This is a genomic window from Persicobacter psychrovividus, assembly GCF_036492425.1.
GTDB classification, from domain to species: Bacteria; Bacteroidota; Bacteroidia; order Cytophagales; family Cyclobacteriaceae; genus Persicobacter; species Persicobacter psychrovividus.
Window position 1 is genome coordinate 262,725 of record NZ_AP025294.1, and the last position, 21,263, is coordinate 283,987.

At 39.8% G+C, this 21,263-nt stretch carries 10 protein-coding genes; 2 read left to right on the forward strand and 8 right to left on the reverse strand.

Annotated features, from left to right (window positions below; all coding sequences use genetic code 11):
* Positions 1 to 32 precede the first annotated feature (32 nt).
* The 6 genes from AABK40_RS18190 to AABK40_RS18215 all read right to left on the reverse strand — a co-directional run bounded on the left by AABK40_RS18190 (position 33) and on the right by AABK40_RS18215 (position 11,964).
* Positions 33 to 1,235: a leucine-rich repeat domain-containing protein gene (locus AABK40_RS18190; protein ID WP_338398650.1), complete on the reverse strand. Its 1,203-nt coding sequence runs from the start codon at positions 1,233 to 1,235 to the stop codon at positions 33 to 35.
* On the reverse strand, positions 1,198 to 5,199 hold the full coding sequence (locus AABK40_RS18195) for a LysM peptidoglycan-binding domain-containing protein (RefSeq protein WP_338398651.1): 4,002 nt from the start codon (positions 5,197 to 5,199) through the stop codon (positions 1,198 to 1,200). Before AABK40_RS18195 ends, AABK40_RS18190 begins: the two co-directional genes overlap by 38 nt.
* A gap of 321 nt (positions 5,200 to 5,520) precedes the next feature.
* Positions 5,521 to 8,613 carry a contractile injection system tape measure protein gene (locus AABK40_RS18200; protein ID WP_338398652.1) on the reverse strand — a complete coding sequence of 1,031 codons (3,093 nt, stop codon included), beginning with the start codon at positions 8,611 to 8,613 and terminating at the stop codon, positions 5,521 to 5,523.
* A 44-nt stretch (positions 8,614 to 8,657) separates the two neighbouring features.
* Positions 8,658 to 9,659 carry a hypothetical protein gene (locus AABK40_RS18205; protein ID WP_338398653.1) on the reverse strand — a complete coding sequence of 334 codons (1,002 nt, stop codon included), beginning with the start codon at positions 9,657 to 9,659 and terminating at the stop codon, positions 8,658 to 8,660.
* A 2-nt stretch (positions 9,660 to 9,661) separates the two neighbouring features.
* Entirely contained in the window at positions 9,662 to 10,207 is a 546-nt protein-coding gene (locus AABK40_RS18210) for a Pvc16 family protein (RefSeq protein WP_338398654.1), read from the reverse strand.
* The gene (locus AABK40_RS18215) at positions 10,207 to 11,964 is read right to left on the reverse strand and encodes a glycosyl hydrolase family 18 protein (protein ID WP_338398655.1); all 1,758 of its coding nucleotides are present in this window, start codon (positions 11,962 to 11,964) and stop codon (positions 10,207 to 10,209) included. Before AABK40_RS18215 ends, AABK40_RS18210 begins: the two co-directional genes overlap by 1 nt.
* 74 nt (positions 11,965 to 12,038) lie before the next feature.
* Between AABK40_RS18215 and AABK40_RS18220 the strand changes: the two genes are divergently transcribed.
* Positions 12,039 to 12,596: a hypothetical protein gene (locus AABK40_RS18220; protein WP_338398656.1), complete on the forward strand. Its 558-nt coding sequence runs from the start codon at positions 12,039 to 12,041 to the stop codon at positions 12,594 to 12,596.
* Here AABK40_RS18220 and AABK40_RS18225 read toward each other — a convergent pair.
* Both AABK40_RS18225 and AABK40_RS18230 read right to left on the reverse strand, forming a co-directional pair.
* The gene (locus AABK40_RS18225) at positions 12,582 to 15,623 is read right to left on the reverse strand and encodes an nSTAND1 domain-containing NTPase (protein ID WP_338398657.1); all 3,042 of its coding nucleotides are present in this window, start codon (positions 15,621 to 15,623) and stop codon (positions 12,582 to 12,584) included. The two genes, AABK40_RS18220 and AABK40_RS18225, sit on opposite strands and share 15 nt — an antisense overlap.
* An 11-nt stretch (positions 15,624 to 15,634) precedes the next feature.
* The gene (locus AABK40_RS18230) at positions 15,635 to 18,781 is read right to left on the reverse strand and encodes a cyclic nucleotide-binding domain-containing protein (protein ID WP_338398658.1); all 3,147 of its coding nucleotides are present in this window, start codon (positions 18,779 to 18,781) and stop codon (positions 15,635 to 15,637) included.
* Positions 18,782 to 19,644: 863 nt separating this feature from the next.
* Between AABK40_RS18230 and AABK40_RS18235 the strand changes: the two genes are divergently transcribed.
* The gene (locus AABK40_RS18235) at positions 19,645 to 21,225 is read left to right on the forward strand and encodes a phage tail sheath family protein (protein ID WP_338398659.1); all 1,581 of its coding nucleotides are present in this window, start codon (positions 19,645 to 19,647) and stop codon (positions 21,223 to 21,225) included.
* Positions 21,226 to 21,263: the final 38 nt, after the last annotated feature.

The following is a 21,263-nucleotide window of genomic DNA, read 5'->3' on the forward strand; positions in this document are numbered from 1 at the left end:
AAGGTGGCGTTGAAGTTGATGGAGAGGTTGCCTCAATACTGTCGGCCATACCACCTATACCCCCTCTCAAATTGCTCCTGACTTACCGGCAAGCCCTCATAAGATTTATCATTACTCATATACAAAAGCAAGGCACATTTCTTTTCCCTTCTAATATCAAACATTTCTACGGGCAGATTTTCTTTTGAAATGGCATTTCCCCAAACTGAAATGGTTTCTAAGTTGGGCATTTTCCCAAAGGATTTAGGTAGGGTTTTCAGCTGATTATTTGTAACATAAATTCTTCTTAACTTTTGAAGTTTGGAAATCTTTTCCGGAATTTCTGAAATCTTATTCCCTCTAAAGCCCAAAATTTCCAAGCTTGGGATTTCAAAAACATAATCTGGAATGCTTGTTAGCTCATTGTATTCCAAATCCAAATTTTTCAAATTTTTACAATGTTTTATTTCCTCAGGTATTGGAATTGTTCTTGGAATACTATTTCGATTGTAAAAAGCTGTCCCGAACTCCGCATGAAAACTAAAATTTAATTCCTCCAATGAATCTTGTTGTCCTAAATTAGGGGATATGTAAGTGAGATTGTTGCAGTCCGACATCCAAATTCTTTTGATCTTCATGGAGGAAATTTCATCAGGGATAGAATCGATAAGAGTCTCTTTAAAATGGAAATCTATGGCTGGGGAGTTAGGATCTTGCCTGATGATGGGGAACTTGGTGATCTTGGTATTTGGCAACCAAAATGTTTGCAAGTTCGGGAAATAAAGTTGATCATCTATTGAAACAATTGGATTGCTCCTTAAAACTATAAGCGACAAACTACTCATACTTAGAAGCTGTTTTGGAAATTGATTGAAATTATTATTACCCAAATAAACTTCAGACAAAGGTAATTTACTAAACCATTCAGGTAGTTCACTCAATGAACCGTCATTAAATAATACAATTTTTAAATTATCAAAACGTTGTAACTCTATAGGTAACTCTCCATTAGATAGACTATCAATTGCAACCAAGGTAACAAAACCATTATCATCTTTTTCGAAGTCGGCATTAGGGTATTGTGCCTTTATAGCCTCGATCGCCTCTTGTTCCTTTTCATAAACTGCTTGAGGAATTTTACTATTTTCCCCGGAAGTACAAGATGAAATGATCATAAGAAAAATGGAGAAAATTAGGTGTTTTATTTTTCTGATCATCTTATTGCTTGGTTGTAAAATTGAAATAATAAAAATCATATTGTTGATGTAGATGAAAAAGTGGAAATAATACCAGTGTCTCAAATTCTTCAATAGTAAACTTTTTTATATTTATATCCGTTTTCGTGAAATTTCGCTCTCCCCAAAACCCCTTCGGTCCGCCTTTCCCCAAAACATAATCTGCATCAACCGCACTAATGGTCATCAATTCATCCTCCATCTCTTCCCACGATTCCACCTCCGCATTTTCCTTAATGGGTCGGAAGAAATTCTCAATGATTTTTTCCAATGAGCCTTGGTGTTCCTTTTTGTAGTGTTCCCATTGGGGATTGCTGGCATATGTTGGGTTTTGGGCTTGGTATGGGTCCCAGAATTGTGCTTTCATCATATCACGGTCGTATTTTTCAGCTTCTTGGTCTTTGAGGCCTTTGTTGTTTCTTTCTTGTTGGATTTTTTCAAAAAATTGATCCTTTTGGTCTTTGGCGTGTTTGCCCATGGCGCCACTAACGTAGGCATTATAGATGGTCGAGATATAGGAGAGCGTGTCGGTGGCGGGCTCAATATGAAAAACACGTTCATATTCCGCCTGGAAGTCCATGCCTCCTGCAAGGGAACCATAGCCACCCTGCCAAAGGGTTCGCTTGGCTTTGATATCAAGCGTGCCCGTGCCTCCTATTTCGTAGAACTGGGGGATCAATTGTCCCTTTTCCAAAACAAAGGTGGCGTTGAAGTTGATGGATAAATCACCTCCTATTCGATTTACCTTTTTGTTTTGGGCTTCATGCAATTGGTTAATGGCAATTGGCTTTTTCTGATATTTTTCAAATATATGTTGTTTGTTTTTCAGGTACGTTACATAGTTGCGCTTCGCCGCGCGCTCAAAACCATCCTGTTCCATATTGGGTAGCGCAAGTAAAGTCTGCCCCAAACCATTGTAACTGTTACCCAATAAGCTTAATAAATCCGTAAACAGCCCCTTACCTTTTAGTAAATCCTGAATCTGCCCGACCGTTTTTTTGATATTTTCAGCGAGATGGGCTACGCCATCTTTTGTTTTGGAGATTTGATCTTTGAAGGTCTTCAAATGTGTTTTCAAGGATTCCAAATCTGCCATATCTTTGAGTAGCCCAAACAAATCATCGAGTGAAATTTCCAAGGAAAACGTCAGGTACTGCCCATTATTGTCCTTATTGGCGTCATAGGCAATATTGGAATAGGTGATGTCCAAGGGACCAAAATTGGTCTGATAATTGGACACGATGGCTGCATTTGCAAATTCCGCAGACTGGTTTTTGCTATTTGTTCGGTTCACCTTTTGACCAATATAGCCTGGTGCAAGGGTTTCATGGCTGCTGATCATACTGCTGTTTTTGCCCAAGCCACTGTCTTTATAGGTGGCACTTAAGTTGGGCTCTTGCTGATTTTTGATCAGCTTGGGAGCCGTCATGGCATTTTTGCGAACGTCTTCATCATCAAAATACTGAATGAATTTAGGTAAATAGGCACCATTGCCCAATAGGGCGACATAAAGGTCATGGTTAAGGGCTGCCGCAAAATGATCGATATGGTCATAGGCATGGGTTTTTCCCATGATTTTAAAGGATTTGCTGGCCCTGAGTTGGGTAAAATACAAATCAAGGCCACCTTCGATTTCACCTTTGAGGGAGGTGGTGGCGGTAATGCCCAAATCGTAGCCCTGTTCGAGTGATGCCATGCTTCGGGCGGTCAGGCGAAGGTAGAGTACCAATAAAGCCCTGCCTTCGAGGTAAACGGCGAGATTGAAAGTCAGACTGCCACCGCCATATTCATGGTAGAGCGATTTTAATATTTTAGCAAAATCTTCGGGCTGATAATTCCCCGCATCAATCTGTAGATCCCCCAAGCTATTGACCCGAATGGCGGCCGATTGAATCTGACGCAATCGGCCATTGATCAGGTGATAGTACAAACTTTGGGCATACACCTGCTCTGCGGGCGCATGGATCACCTGCCCTACCCGTAGGATCGCCTTTACCCCATTATAATGGGTGATCATTCCACGGGAATCAATCTCTTCCCAACTGGGGTTATAATATTTTAAATCATCGATGGTGATGCCCCATTGTGCCGCAAGCGCAGAAAGACTGTCGCCCGCCTGCACCACATAGGCATAGAGCGGACTGCCCTCAGCACTGTGCTGAAATTTGACATAACTGCCGTTGGGCAATTGAGCGACCTGCAGATTCCAGTCCTGATCGGTATTGACCTGAAACTGATCGGTCAGCTCCTTAACACCTTCACCGTGGAGATCATAATCACGGGCAGTCAGGTAAGCCATTGCCGTCGCTAAGCTATCATTAGAAAGCGCATAGAGTGGCACACGATAAGACACATTGTTGCCTGCCAAACCGACGGTTTGCGGTATGAACTGTGTGCCTACTTGCAGTCTGGTCAGGTCTTTCAAATTATCGATGATCTCCCCCCCATAATTGTTTAGGTAGGCTTGCTTGAATGCGGCAATATTAGCCGGGTGCAATCGCAAGGATGCCAGGGTTGAAAAGAGCTCATACTGATCGACGACCTGCTTTTGGGAAGAGGCCTTATTTATTGCATTAAAGGCCCTATCGGCCAATTGCTCTGCATTTAGTCCATCCCAAAATTTGACTTTGGGCAATAGTTTTTCTTCTTCCTTGATGCCTTGTTCTTCTTTCTCAGAAAGAAAATTAGAGGCATCGAATTCTTTCACCTGCAAGGCTTCCTGAATGCCCCTCAGACAAGCTCTATCCTCAGCAGACATGTTTCTCCAAACAAATTCGTCATAATATTCCCTCCGTTTTTTATGGATCGCTTGTTGTAGCGTGATGTCAGGCATCTGCATTCGGAATGCCTCTTGCAACTCAAAAATAGCACTGGCATCCCCCTCAAGTTCAAAGACCTTTTGATGGATTTCCCTAAGCTGTGGCATCAAATTGTCTGAGCTGTTCACCCATTGAGCAATCGTTTCGGCTACTGCATTTACATCCACATTTGAACGGTCAAGCAATAGGCTGCCCTTCTCCAACCAACGACCATGCCCCTGCTGATTTAGCTCGTAGATCAAGGTGCCGGTCATCAATTTTATCGACCACTCTGGGAGTAAAACCCGTTGGCCTTGTTGTAAAAATTTCTCCTGTTGGTTATCATTATCGATATACCTACCTCCTTTGCCCAATGACCAGCCATTGACGGTCAATAAATCCATCAGGGACAGCTGGAATTTATCCTGTAAATGCGCAAAGCCTTCGCCCTTGCCCATATAATAGGTATAATCCAGCATCTCTGTTTCCGTCCGTTCAATCACCAAAACCCCTTCGGGTCTATTTTGTGCATTCAATTCAGGAAGTTGCTCCGCCTTAGCGACCGTCATCAATAATAGATTGCGCAGATCATTGTCCTGCAAATCCATCCACAAATCACCTTCATACAACAAGCGCAGTAGCTTCAGCGCATGGGCATCTCCGTCAAAAGACAGCAGTACCTGCTTGGCATCAACCATTCTTCCACTGATTAGCGCTCTTTTCAAACTGCCCGCCAGATAGTCAATCGTTTGAATATTGTGTTGATCATTGGGTTGATCCTGTTGATACTTCAAAACCGTTGCGATTTTCTCTTTAGCCAGGGCTCTTTTACCAGTAGATGACCTCAAATCATCAAATTCAGCATCGATCGCTTCCTTGATTGGCTTAGGCAATATCGTCAATTCAAATCTTGACAGCGCCAAAACAAATTCAACACAAAAGGCATCTTGTTGCATCCAACCCACCTGCTCATAGGCCAAAAAAAACAGGTCAGGCTGATGAAGAAAATGCTTCTTCACCACCGCCGCCACACTCGACAGACCGCCACCTGTTTCCAGGGCCTGTTGAAGCGCTTGTTTGGCCTGTTGCCATTTAAGATCAGCATTTTCGGGCTGCATTTCTTTGCGCTGATACTGAACACTTTCTTGTTGTTTATGCGCTGGACGACGGATATAGGTGCTTGACATGCGAAAAAAAGGTTGATGTTACTTAATGAAAAAGTAAATTAATAATCAATATTCAATTATCTATATAATATTTTATTAAAACAACATAATATTGATATTAGATACCAATATTATACGATTTTAACCTAAACATTAACCATCTTACATCTCTTTTTAAATTCTCGAATAATAGCATAGCGAAGGGCTTCATGCTTGTCGTGTTGGTGAAATGTATTTTAAACCTTGATTACTATGATTATAAAGGATTTTAGGATTTTAAATTTCAGTAATCATGGTAATCCCTCTAATCAAGTAAATCATGGTCAAAAAGATAGACCGATACTACCAACTTACTTGTATCGGACAACTCATCCATGGAAAGCGGATCACTTGATAGTTCCATGGTAGGCTATTCAAAAGGACATCCCAACTTTTCTTTTCGATATCGATTTCCCATCGTTGTTCATCGACGAGGTGAATTTTAGCTTCACGCATTAAGAATGAAGCTCTAAAATTCCCCAAACTACTTTTACCCAATTGACTCCACTGCCCAATAGCGGCTTCTAACAAGCCATCCAAGAGCTCACGTTCCTCGCTTGATAATTCATATTCTTGAGGTAATGGATGACCTGCAGGGAATTCTGTCATGATTTTATTGAGGAATAATTCGTGTTCATCGGCATGGCTCTGCCCGGTCGCCAAATATTGCAAATAAAATATCCCCTTGATCTGTTGTTCAATATTGGTCATTTCTTTGCCTTCTACTATGCCTTTCATCTTAAAAAGACGCGGAATAAAAGGCGCTAAGAGCACCAATCCACCATTTGAGATAGCGACTGTTTCGCCATGTTTCAGATTAGATTTAGCATAATCAGTAATGGACGCTTGGACTACCTTCTGATCAATGGATGCCTCAAGTTGTTGTTGTAAAATTTGAAACAGTTGCCTTGGGTCTTTTTCCAACTGCGTTAACCATTCAACTTTAGTATTGATGTTCGGCCATTGACCCGCTTTATGCCATGCTGCCTTCTGCCAAATTTCGGTCGCTGTATTCAATTTCATTTTGATCGTTTCCACCTCCCAATTCAGTCGGTCTTTATGCCAAAAAAGGACTCTTAAAGCCTGTTCTGTTTTGCGCCATTGAGTCAACATTTGCGCCCTTTTTTCAACTAAACGGTTTGCGCCCTTTTCGAATGCTTGATGATACTGTTTTAACAATTCGTCTATGGCGGGTAACAATTGCAAGTGGAATTTTTTTACAAAGGCAAAATCTTTAGCGAAACCTTTTCCAGCCTCAAAGGTAGTTTGCGATAGCTGTTCAAAATAAAGGTCAACAGCATTGCTTGAAGTTAATTGCTCTCTAAGGGAAAAAACTTGCGCAGGACTAACGTTGGCCGAAATTGTCCATTGTACAAAGGATTTCATGAAATAATGCGTATCATCAATTTCCTGAGGATTTATTATTTTGGCTGCATTGTTCCATAAATAGAATTGAAAATCTGAAAGCTCAAGCTTTAACTGCTTGATGATGGGGTTAAGCCTAAACAGCATTCTCTGCAATGGAATATACAGAACCCAAATATCAGAAAGCACCTGTCTGAAATTTGAGGAAGATCCTTCTAATTCTTTGACCATCAATGGGTATTTGGCCCAATATGGTAAAGTCATTAGTCCTTGTCTTATCTGACGGTTTAATGATTCTTTCAGCAAAGCTAACTGCTCATGCTTATCCATACCTTCCAATTGTTCCTTTAGCGAAATCCATTCTGTTGGGTGTGTTTTATCCGATTTACGGCTCATAGTGTCCACACCTTCTGGTGCTAATGCTTTCATTTTATTTTCTTCAAGCTGCTGCGAAATGGTCAATCTATTCAATAGGATGTGCTGAAGTTTTGGATCTGTACTCCCTTTTCCAAATTCAAAATTTTGATTTTTCTGTAATCTAAAAGCCTGCGTGGCTGCATCTGACCATCGATTTAATAGGTATTGCTGTTGATCAGCTTGGTCGTTCAGCTGATCAAAACAAGACAGGAATACATAAGCTTGCCAAGGCGTCTTTTGGGTATCTCTTAAAAGTTGATCGAGGGTAGCTTTGGCTAAGTTTACCTGACTATGCTGTGTAATGGTATTCGGATAAGCCTTTATGGCCTTTTCAAAATCTTTTGGCTCTTTAAACAAGTCCCTTACCAAGGCCCAATATTGCTGAACACTACCTTTTTGAGTCCTTACTTCCACCCATAAAACTTTAAGGACTATTTGCAATTCAGCAGAATATGGTTGAAGTTTTGAAATCGCCTCAACGGTTGATACATTTTTCCACAATGTCATTAATGAGGTCAAATCAGCTTGTTTTATTGCTTTGATTTCCTCAAAAATATGCGTTTCTAATGGATACCAATTTACTCCAATTGAACGAATCAAGGGCCAGTTAAAAAGTAGCGACAGGTAAAATAATTCCTTGTCCTTAGGTGGCGTAAATTCCGTTATTTGTCGGCTTAGAAAAGCTTTTAACACCTCACTATTGGAGGTAAAATCTTCTTTGAAAGACTTCAATGACTTTTGGTTTTTATCTCCCTGATGAACTAAGGAATCAAAAAGCCATTGAATAATCATCGGCTTCAATAATTCGTGTTTTTTGGTAACCAATGAATGGAAGGGCCACAAACTCAATAAAATCGACTCGCGTAACATTGGCCTATGTAATGCGATAGATTGCAGGTACATGCTTGGATAGGACTTCTCGATCAACCAGTACTTTGCTTGTTGATAAGTGGTAGGCAATTGTATAAAAAAGTGGTGCCAATCAGTAAACTCCAAAGCGTTATTCAGCAACTTTTCGAATAGCACTGCTGTCTCTGATGTATTTTGCTGATAGCCATTCTGAAAGCATCGCTCCAGCCCCAACAATAACCATTCATTGGATTTTTTGACTACCGAACCAAAGGCCGACAATAGGGTCTGGAATGGATATTGGCGTAGCAAAACCTGAAGGTGCCTTTCTTTCCAAGTCCATGATGGAAGTAGTGACAACAGTTGATCAAGCGCAAGATCTTCCCATTGACCATCAATCAATTTTGTACCTTCATTGAGGAAAAGTGCAAATGCCTGAGCTCGACTTTGAGTCAATGACTGGAACTTTTGTTGGCTGTCGGGTAACTCTTCCCATGCTTTGGCGATGACAGCCTGAAGTTCTTCTGGCATTTCCCATGCATCGTCCAAAAAGTTGAAAGTACAATCAATTTGTAATTGATCAATGCTCAGGTTTCCAAACTCATTATTTTCTATCCATTGCAACAATGCCTGTTCGAGTTGAGGTAACAATATTTTTCGAATTTGGTGGTTGATGTCATCAAGAAACTCATCAAGCTTATCCTGACGATCAAATTCCATATCCACATTTAGTCGATCAATTCTAACCAGTCTTTCTTCTTTCATCCTTTAATCCTCAAAAAATAATGCTATACCTGTTCATTTATTACCTAAAGCACAATCAGCATCTTCGCTTCCACTGTCACTTTTCCGTCTTCTCTATTAACAGTGACATGCTCTGCTCTGAATTTAGGCATTTTGGCCCTGACCAAGCGCAGTCCCTTGCCTGCGGAAGCTTCCCCTTTCAAAGCCAAAACTCGGTCATCAGCAAAATAGACCTCCAAGGCTTTCTGACTACTAATGACTGTGGCTTGTTTTCCTTCAAAGTTAATCTCTTCGCTTAAATACTTTTCTTTGGTCTGACGATCTTCTAACTGTAAATTTTTCCAATGACCATCGTGCACTATTAGGTATTTGTGAATGGCTTTTCGCGTGGGGATACTGAAAAAATTCATGGAATGGTTTAAAGGCTGATCATCGGCTAAGCGCTTCAACATCTTTTCAACGGTTGGTGCGTCAAAGCGAATTTCAATTAAACCAATAGGTCTTTTCAAGTTCGGAGCACTGCCCGCATAGCCTTGCCCAGTACTTTGTCCATCTTTGTTCAAAACTACACCTTGCCCCGAGGTCAAGTTAATTGAGCTCGCCGGTGCCCCGTGAAATTGTCCATTGTAATAAACTTCTTGATACTCCTCTCCTGCTCCTATTGGCAAACTATTCACCTCTTGTACCCAATCTTGTGTTTGGAGTTCATGACTATGTTCCCCTGCTTTAAAAGGATTAATTTGTTGATAAAAAAAATGTCCTATCTGCTTGTTCATGGGCCAGTTCGTCGAAGAAAAAGCATCGGGCGAGTTATTGTACACTTGTACAAATACACTAAAGCTCCCCAAGGATTCAAGATGCCATTGAAGTCGGATCAGGTTCGCACGATTATATAATAACAAGTATTGGTCTTTATCCTGCTTAAATACCCAGTCTAATTGAGGTAATAAAGCCACACTATGTGGTGAAATGCGCAAATCAAAATCACGGCTTTGATCCTGAGCATAATACATTTGCCTCATTTGCAGGCTAAGCAGTGGTAAATATTGTAATTGAAGATCCAGCATATTTATAAGATATTAGCTCCTAAACCTCGAACACGACCTGAAGGCGCCGAAAAGTCCTGATCGAAAGTAACAATTCTGACTTTAAACAAGGCCGATGGCCAATACCTGCCACCGTGCATTCCCCAAAGGTTACTCATGCCCAACATCTCTTCCTGGTGAAATTCAAAAGTTAACTTTTCAATGCTTGAATCCAACCCCAAATCGGCTCCTGTAACACTTTGATTAGCCTGAAAAAAATGAATCAACCCTGAGATCGTTTTCAAAGATTCCTGATAATTACCCTCCATGCCTACGGCACTAAAAAGTAATAATAATTTCAAATGATAAGGCTTGTTTTCACCATGAGACAAACGAGGAGAACGCCCATTGACCTGTTCTCTCTCAATATTCGCCAGGGTGATCACCAGCTGATCCGTATCAAAAACCACTGGTTTTCCTTCCTGATCTACCAAATTCCCCAAAACAACCTGGGGTTCCTGTTGTGTAAAGTGGCTACGAAAATAATCTTCTACCGCTTCTTGTAAGGCGGACATAACTTGATCAATCATTAGGGTAAATCTTTTTCTGCTACGGACCTGTAGCTGTAAATTAAAAATAAGATAGTGGAGATAAGAACGCCTAACATTAAATATTTAGTTTCTTGATAACCTAAAAACTTTAGACCGAACAGTACAAAAAGCCCCGCAATGAGTAGTAAAATAATGGTTATCCCCTTGAAAGCAAGCATCTTATATCTTTTAAGTCTATAACCGAATCGATACAAAAAGAAAAAACCCACCATGGATACCCCAAACATTCCCCCAATAATTCCCATCAGTGGCCGTGGGTTCGTGATTAATGTTTTCGGATTTTTCAGCACCCGAAGCGAATAAAAAGCATATCTGCGAAAATTCCTCATGAACTTGTTCCAAATCCCAGAGGCCGTGCGAGCTTCTTGCTCAGCAAAGTGTTCCGCTAACAATTCCCACAGTTCGGTATAGCCATTATCAAAGCCTAAAGCCCAAATACCTACGCCACCGATATTTTTATTGTTAATCCACTGATACTTTTTAGCCAAAGAGGTAGAATCCTCAAACCAAATCTGTCGGTATGTATTATTTTGATCTCGAAAAACATAATATTTAGAATCACTGATCTGATCATAACAACAGGTCTGACGCCCATATTTATTCATAATTTTTCTATAAGTCCAATAACCTTTAAAATGCTTTGTCTTGGAAGGAAACAGCAGATCCTCTGTTTCCCACTCTGCACCATAGTAAGGAATACTTAACAGTAATTTACCAGCAGCGATACCACTCGCAAGATACTGATCCACTGCTCGTTCCAAATTATACTCCCACCAAATATTTCCACTTGATAATGGCGCTACAGGACCCGCTACCGTAGAGTTACTACCGTGGAACTCATAGCCCATTATGATAAATAGATCGACATGAGGTTGCAGAGCCGACACATTATAAACATTGTGAAAATCAAATGCAGGTAAAGCGATAGTAAGTTGATAATCGGGACGCTGCATGCGCATTGTGGTAGCCAAATCAATGATAAAATTAGTCATTGCTCCTTGGTCTGATGCGCCAATGTTCTCAAAATCAATATTCAGACCATCGGCATTCCTTGCTTTGAGCAATGAAATAGCCGTTTTAATAAAGTGTTTTTGTGCAGGGAGACTGTTTAGAAATTTTTGATTGTTCCTTTCCCCAAAATTGGTAACAGTTAAAAGTGCCTTTTTTCCATGGGCTTGTACCGAATCAATTAAAGCAGTGGTTTTCCAATCGTGAATAGAATGGTATCCCCCCGTTATAGGGTTCAATTCGTAAGAGAAATAGGCAATATGGCTCATCAAAGAATAATTATAGCTCTTGTATGCTGAACCCATCCAATAGGGATGCCACCCAAAAACAGCAGTATTAGCTTTAAGGTCGTGATTTTTTTTATAAACCGACTGATGACCAATCCCTTGCTTTTTATCAAATGTAACCTCAGACTCTGATTCTTGTGCAAAAGGGCTCTGCTTGACCGCCTCCTGTCGCTTAATAAAAGCAGCAGTATCTATGGCAACCTCAGCCTCCTGCGCCGAACGGCCTTCGATTTCACGCAGGGAGTCAATCTTAATCAATAATCTTATTGAATCAACATTACGCTGTTGTAATTTTGACCGAATAATAGAATCTTCTATAAACTTAATATTGCTTTCTCTGTCAACAATGGATTCTAACTGATCTGTCAATGATCGGTTTTGAGCTTTTAGGCAGACCGTAGAGAAGCATAAAAGTAAAAGTATAATTACTTTAAATTTCATATGATACAAATAAAATATTATTTTTAATTTAAATTTATCTAAAATAGTATTTCAACTACAACTTATTTAACAATATGCGATACCTATATTTAGCTTTATGTATGATTTTTTTCTCTTGGCCTGCTGTTGTCCTTGGTCAACAAATGCCTTCCGTTCTTTCTAAACTTCATGCCAATTTTGATGCCGAAACCCCCCAGGGCAACAGCTACAAAGTGTTTGTCTTTCAGCACCGTAAATCATGGAGTTTACTCATTGATTATGGACAAAATAATATTCTCTCATTCGATTATGATTTAAAGACTGATCAGATTAAGCCCAATAGCGAATTATTCACCACTAACCTTATAGCAATTATCAACAAGAAGCTGATTAAAGCCAAACAATATAAAAAGGAGCGCCTAATCTCAGATATGCCCATCAAAGGAAAATATAAGCTGCACCGTAAAGGCAAAGGAGTTTACGAGTCCATGTTATTCATGGAAACAGGAAAAAAACCCACACCATGGGTGGTCAAGGCAGCCTTAACCCTTATAAAACCATTTACCTTTGTATTTGATAGCCATTTAAAAAAAGCAAAGACTAGTGTTAACAAAAATATTCAAAAATCAACTGACACTTTACTTATCAGCTAAATCTAAAGGTGTTTCATCCACCACGCTGGGGGAAATACGCGAAGTATCTCCCCTATTTAATTCTTCCATCTCGTCGTTATTAATTCCCCTTGTTTTTTGATAAGGGATATCATCTGCGACGTAGGTTTGCCACTCCTGCTCTTCTAAATTTCGAGTTAGAAGCCTATTTAACTCCATCGCCATATCTGGAATTTTTATGGGCCATTTCCTGATTAGATTATCCTTACATCCTGCAAGTAAATATCGGCCATCACCACTAAAGGAGATTGACCAAACCCAATCTTTATGATCATCCAATATTACAGGTTGATCATTGATATTAACCAAATCCCAAATACGCACGGTACGATCAAAGCTACCCGAAGCTAAATATTTGCTTTTAGGACTGAAATTCAGATTGTTGACCCTTGATTTGTGGCCACGAAATTCACTCGTCAACTTCTTGGCTTGTAAATTATACAAATACACTACACCATGCTCACTCCCACAGGCTAATCGCTCACCTATCGGATCGATGGCCAAGGTAATTGCAGCCGTTTTAATCTCAAATAAATCCTCGATTTGGCCACTATGTAGGTCAAGGCATTTAACGTGCCCATTAACATTACCGAAATAAACCACAGGTTTAAAAGGGTGCATGGCCAGTGTATTAATTTTATGCTCCTCTTTATAAATAGATTCAACAGTTTTACTTTTAAGATCAAATTTAAAGACCTCCCCAGTTGCTGTAAGTACAGATGCCAATTGTGAGTGGTTACCTACCTTTATCATCCAGCTTTCTTTATTTTCAAAAGGGACACTCACAGGGACCTGCTCACTATGCTTTAGGTCAAATAAAAGAATAAACTCATAAGCACCTCCGACCAAAAGATATCGGCCATCCGCCGAGAGGTCCATCGTTTGATGCACCATCTGAGGGGAATCAAAAATCAATTCAGGAGTATTATTTTCCCATCGAATAATCTTTCCATCTGAGGCTGCAGAATACAGGGTATTATCCGCCCTTTCTGCACAAATTGATCGGACATTGAACTGATGACCAAGCAAATCATTATAAGCTTCTTTTTTCAGCCGCTTTAAGCCATAATAAAGCCCATTATAAATATCAGGGTCAAAAAGTTTACCCCCATTTTGCTGAAAGAAATTATATGCCTGCAGGGCAACCAAAGCTTGCGTGGTACTATCAGAAATTTGCCTTGACTTGATTGTCATTGATCGGGCCACAGAAAGCAGCCTCAATCGGTATGCTTTTTCACCTTGATCTATGGCCAGTTGCTCAGCCAATTGTGCCTGTCGCCCATTTTCTTCAGCAACTTTCTGCTGTTCACGGGCCAACTCACTCTGTTCAACGGCAATTTGAGCCTGAAATTGTGCTACAACCATTGCTGAATCGGCTTTTTGCGCAGATTGTTCAGCAAGTTCTGCGGAAACCTGCGCTGCATCTCGTTGGGTTTCTGCCTCCAAGGATTTTACCGCCGCAATTCGCCTTTGTTGCTCTGCATAAAACAAAAACATTAGTGCAATGACAATTCCAAGCAACAAAACTGCAGCCACTATACGAGCGATCCACAATCGACGCTTTTGCTGTTTTTCTTTTAGTTGTTGAACACGCTCATATTCCTGCTCACTATATTCTAAAAATAACATACTACGCTCAAAAGCACTATGATATCTTAACCCCCATGCCATCGTAGGAGCCTGCCGTTTTCGCCAATTGATTGCCAGATCCAAATCCGGAGGAAGCCAAAGACCTGAACTACCTTTTTGATGCATTTCTGCGGCTTCAGCCAAACGTAAATACATTTTCACCGATTCAGCCTCTTCTTCCACCCAAATACGTAACATCTCCCATATTCGCATCAAGCTCTCGTGCGAAATATCAATCATCGTATCGATCTTGATTTCTTGGTCGCTTGAAGGCATCAGTAAGGTAGTACCCGGCTTTCGGAAAACTTCAACCACTTTAATGACCTGTTCCTCGGCTTCATTAAGCACCAAGGCAATTTCCTGAATCGAGCTCGGTTTCCGTACTCCCCGGCCCTCTCCCCGCTTTTCAGTGATCGTTTTAAACAGCCCCTGACATACCTTTTTCCCATGTTCATCCAAACCATTGTAAACTTCATTGGCATGTAGCGACATGGCATGTTCCATCGTACCAATTGCTAAATAATGTTTCATGGAAATTTGCCCTTGACCTTGATTGACGAACTGCCAATGGTCAAAGGTTCTCATCATGGCATGTTGCATAATAGGTAGGTGGTCACCCTTTTCTCCCATATGCTCCAAAACCTTATCCACAAGATCTGAAGAAACTTTAACACCGATGAATTTAAGCGGCTCTTCAATAGCCCTTCGTCTTTCGTTTCGTGTCATCTGAGGAATCAGAAACTGACTTTTATTTACCTCTTTGGTCAGTGCAGGAAATTGTGCGCAATCACCAATAAAATCAGACCGAATGGTTAAAATTGTATATAAAGGAGGTTGAGGCTGTTGTAATGTGTGCAACAACATCTGAATAAATTGATAAGCCTGATCCTGTAGATTCAGTTGATAGCGAAACAATTCCTCAAACTGATCAATAAATAATAGAATCTTTTTATTGGTTGCTGACTGAAGTTCAAGTAAAACTGATGATAGAAAGGCCTTATCATCCAACATATGACGCTCCAATTCCTCTACCGTTTCATAAATACCGACGGGCTTCATATATGGCATCAGCATTTCGGCCAAGCCCCAAACAGGTTGATCTCCAAATCGATAATTTAACAATATCCACTCCTGCTCACCACCATATGTATTCAATAATGTTGGAATGGCACCACAGTAAACAAAAGACGATTTTCCAATGCCTGAATTACCTACTATACTCACAAAATGATTTTGCCATAATTTCTCCACAACCTCCCCAGACTGATCTTCACGTCCAAAAAACAGGTGATGCTCATCCATATTGAAAGGGCGTAACCCTGGATAGGGATTCATAGACGTACTCGGCTCGATAACGGTACTTTGGCTTGAAATTTCCATATTAGAACATTTTATACATGTAGTGCTTCAGCAGAGTTGAGTCGATTTTCTGCATGATATATTAATGGTAACAATAAGGCTTGGTTACCCATTAAGTGCTGATTTAGTGATTCCGCAGTCCAATAAAATAACCGACTATTCGTAATGGCCGACACAACCCCTGTTTGTTCAGCCTGATCCAACATATATGGTAAAAACAACTCTCCTGCAGTAAGACTTAACTGTTGATCCACTGTCTTTAAACTTATTTCACCACGCTCTACAAGAAAAGCACTCATTTCTCCAGATTGACGCTGCCAAATAACTTCACCGGCCTGCGCAGTTAGCTCTATCATAGTGGCCGCCATCGGCCTTAAATCAATTCCACTCACCCGCTTAAAAAAAGTGGTATGTTGTAACAGCTTAATTTTGTCAAATTGACTTAAGAAAGGTCGATTGGCATCCTCATCAGCACCCATTAAGGCACGGCCAGCAAAATTAGCATTGGCAATAAAACGGAGCGCAATTCTATTGAAAGACCCCTCATCTATCTGCTTTAAACATTGTGCCGCAGTTTCCGCCAACAACACATCAGGATTCACTAAGTTAGCCACAAATATTCGGTGACTTTGTTTGGAATGATAACTTTTAAGCAATTGCATCGCTACTGCCTTAGTCCAACGATTCACATACCGATAATCACGTAAAACGAGCGTCTGAAGTAGCTGCTCATAAGGTAGTGAATAGGTCAAGTAAAAGTCACGTAATTGCTTGATCTTTTCTTCAGGGCTGTACCTACCCAAAATAGGCATAACAGTGGCTTTCATTTCATCATCAAGCAACCAATCCAATAGTTCTATTGCATAAGATTGCTGCTCATATACTGGACTAAATAAATTATCTCGAACTAAAGCCATGGAATCTGAATCAAAAATTAATGTCAACATCTTCAATATATCTGAATAGTTATCTTTAATCTCCTGCTTCAGAGCAACAAGCAACCCCTCATCTCCTTGGTACTGCTTTACATCCTCACGCACTTGTAAGTTCCACAACGTTACTTGCACAAGTTCAAAGATTTCTCGACGAATTTTCAGGTGTTTTTCACCAGACAGGTTACGCTGATAATTCACCAGCTGTTGCAATGCAGCCGAAGATACCGAAGGCTGAGGGTACTCCAGCAAATTAAGTAACTCATCAATTGCATTTTCACTTTTCAAAGCACCATAAATTCGTACTATACCTATTTGGATAACCTCTTTCTGCCCCGGCATCCTGAAAAAGGATTTAAGAAGGGGCATCCAATTCGTTTTGGATAGTGATACCGTATTGGCAATACTGTGATGTAGCCCTTCCCACTTCAACAATTGTAATAGCTGCCGGCATACATGTTCCTTCTCAACAGCAACCGATGCCTCAATTGCAGCTTTTTTCACTAAATAATCTTCATCCAAAAAAAGCTTAGGAAAAAAGCGATGTTGATCTTCCAGAGAAGCGTTCGATAATAAATGAGCTCCTTTTCGTCTTTCATGAGGTAACTGACTGTCAACCATCTGAAAGGAGAATTGCAGATGTTCACATTTAAACTTGAATCGCTCAAGATCTTCAGTTGTTATTAAAGCCAATTGTTGAAATTCTGAAAACGAAAAACGGTCAGTAGTTATTCGGTCCTTAAGAAAAGGAAGTGCTGAAATCAAACCACGCCATCGTAATTGCCCTAATATAAAGCCCTCTTCAGGTCCCTGATAATGCTCTCGAACCCATTTAAGCAATAATTGCTCTCCTTTTATATGATTAATATCGAGTAGTAAATTTCCGAGGAAGGCATCCGGTTGCTGCTCAAGTTGAGCTATCAGAAATTGTTCAGCATCTACCCGTTTAGCTAATGAATTGGGCCGCTCCGGTTGTTCTTGATCCATCACATCACGTAAGGCTTTTTTGTATCTCGCATTAACCAATTTAACAAATAGCCAAATCAATAAAAAAGGCGAAATAACCAACAGCCCCGATCGGTAGCCAGAAAACCATACAAGGTCTTTTAAAAAAATTAAATAAACATACGTAATCCCCCCTCCTATAACAAAACCTGATCGGAGAATCTTGTTGACATAATCTATCCTAACGGCAACAGGATAGGCAACCATGTAAATTTTGATGGTAGGATAAATTAAACCACCCATTAAAAGTTGCATCATGAAAAAAGTGAAAAATATGAATAGAAAATAAAGCAAGTGGGTGGGCTCTTCAGGAGATCCACCAAATTGCCAACCAATTAATGGGGTGGCTAACGAGAGCAGAGACAACAAAACAACACTCACCTCCAAACTATATGACAAGCCATATCTTCGATTCAATAATGGTCTGACATAAAATTCTAACAATAATTGTAACGGAAGAACCAATGCCACCAAAGCATAAAAATTATGCAGGCCCTCCTCTTCTCCTGGATACCTGAGCAAAAAGGCACCCCAAAAAAAAGAATGAAATACAAAAAATGAACAGGTAGTAACAGCCAATAAAAAGACCAAGCTCAGGAAAAATTTATTTCGGAACAACTTACTCACCGTATTGTCTTGGTCTAATCTCATCAAATTTTGCCGAAAATCAGAAAGCGCTGTAATTTTTAGGTGCAATCCCAAAGCCACAACAAAAATTATGAGTTGTAATACGCCGCCTGTCTGGGAATTTAACCACCAAGATGAGGAGGTATTGTCAAGAAATAGTAACCCTAAAAACATGGCACTTGCCAAAAGTTGTTTTAAAAGTGTAATAGGGTTGCCTTCTTTAACTAGACGAGCATGATCTGAATAAATTTCGCTGAGCTGTTCAATGAGCATTTGATGGAGCAACCAAAACAAAGGTCCGAATAAGGTATACGGTAAATATACCACTGCATCGACTAACTTTGGAAGACTTTCAAAAGAAGATAAAAAGTAATAAAATGAACCCAAAATAACCAATAGGAATCCATGAGTGACGGCAAGATTAAACCTATTCTGTAGCAACGAGAATAATTTACTTCCCACCCACATTAATGGAAGAGACAATAACAAGTTAAGCAGTATATTGTCAACGGCGCCCTTGTAAAAGAGCTCATTTACCCATTGTATCTCATACAGTATTATACTAATACTCAACAGAAAACCATAGGAAAGTAATTGTGATGTCTTCAAACTCATCTTCTTTAAAAATACCTTTAGGCCCCAATAAAGTCCAGAAGTGGGAACATTTTAATCCCTACTTCCCTACCACTATATCGAATATTCCCAAAGACATTAATCATGTCTAAACTAAAAATATTAAAGATCAAACGTGTCTAATACTTAATACTCGCAATAAAACTTGGAGTATCATAGAAGTGATTGTGGCATATTTTCAGAGAATAGCACCCACTATTGTTGAAAATTTTGCCATAATCAGTTCCAATACCCTGATTTACCAGTGGAATGGTCTATTAGATAAACACGGTTTTAACCTATGTTGTCGAAAATTTTAAATGTTGCCCATTGAAAAAAAGGACACAACCTTTGCTGGAACGTTGTATGTAACGTTCTTACTATGAGTTATAAAAATATTCGATAGCCTACTCTTACGCTGCAAAATAAATAACAAATAGGCACAGAGACGGCCTAACTATAAACATTTTGTAATAAGAGCTGTGACTTAAAATCACTTTATTCGACTGTTTAATATAAATCAACAAGAAGATGGGAATTGATCAATTAAACTGTAACAAATCACAATTTGCAAAACTATCTGCGATATTTCAAAAAATTAGTCTCTTTTATTTTAAACTTTTTGATCACATTTAAGCATTTAAAAATCACCTATACACCCTATTTTTTTCGAGATACTACCTACAACTTTATCCAATCCACCTCCTTATTGGGCAAAGGGCAAAGTCGCTATTTTTGCAAGATTCTTTTGGTTTATATATTGATTTTTTGCTATTTGCTATTGATTTACATTGAATACAACTCTAAAATAGACCTATAACTTTGAGCTTAGTTTGATTATATATAACTAATTTATCAATTTTATTATGGTTCAAAGACTCGCAACACCGGGGGTTTACATTGAGGAAAAGCAAGCCTTTGGTAATGCTGTGGCTGGTATTCCGACTGCTGTACCTGCATTTATCGGTTATACTGAATTTGCTCAAAGAGAGGGAAAATCCCTCATTTTAAAGCCTACTCGAATTCGCTCATTAACGGAATTTCACAAACATTTTGGTAAGGGAGCGCACACTTCATTTTCAGTAAAAAAAATTGAAGGAGACGATTTTGATATAAAAATCGCTACAAACAAATATGTGGCTGCATTATCACAATCACATCGCTTTACTTTTTACGATTCGCTAAGAATGTTCTTTGCTAATGGGGGAAGCGATTGTTATGTTGTTTCGGTAGGTACTTACACCAACGAAATTACCAAAACAGTAAAAGCTCCCTTGGGTAAGGATGGGAAAGATAATGGAAAAACAACGCTTGTACAGGAGCGTGTTGCTAACAGCATTTCAAAAAAACAACTTGAAGCAGGTTTAATATCACTTATAGGAGAAGAAGAACCTACTCTTCTTGCAATTCCTGAGGCAGTACAATTGACAAAACCAGATTGTTTCGCACTCCAACAAGCCATGCTGATGCATTGTGGGCAGCAGATGAAAAATCGATTTGCTATTTTAGATGTCCACGGCGGCACCAATGCCCGTTCTTATGACGCTCAGGATGTAATTACACAATTCAGGGAAGGTATTGGGGGGAACAACCTGAACTACGGGGCCGCTTATTACCCTTGGGTTAACGCCAGTATCGTTCAAGCTGATGAAATTGACTTCACTTTCTTTGAAAACAAAGAACTATTGGAGAAAATTCTTATTGAAGAAGCAGACCTAATTAGCGACTCGCCCAAAAAGGCCAATGAACTTAAAGAGGAAATCAAAAAAATAAGTGACTCCTCAACCAAAATAGCACAGCTAAATCAGACCCTGTTGACAATCAGTCCAGCGTATAAGAATCTTCATAATAGTATCAGAAAACAGCTTAATGTGATGGCTCCATCAGCGGGTGCTGCAGGGGTAATGGCCATGGTGGATGCTCAAAGAGGCGTCTGGAAAGCTCCTGCCAATGTTGGTTTTGCAGGTGTGATCGAGCCTTCGGTAAAATTAACACAAGAAGATCAAGAAGACCTCAATGTTACCGTTACTGGTAAATCAGTAAATGCTTTACGGACTTTCATCGGTGAGGGTACGACAGTATGGGGAGCAAGAACCTTAGACGGAAACAGCAGAGATTGGCGCTATATAAATGTTCGTAGAACGCTGATATTTATAGAACAATCCATAAAGTATGCGGCCAAGGCATACATCTATGAACCAAATACCGCTAATACCTGGATACTTATACGAGGAATGATAAACTCATTTTTAAATGACCTCTGGAAGCAAGGCGGATTGGTTGGTCTGAATCCATCTGACGCTTACCAAGTGGAATTAGGCTTGGGTACCACTATGACACAAGAAGATGTGCTTGATGGAATAATGAAAATCACTATCAAGGTTGCTATAAGTAGACCTGCAGAGTTTATCGTGCTTACCTTCCAACAAAAAATGCAAGAGAACTAATCTTGCAATTAATTTAATTTAAAATAAAAAATCGAAAT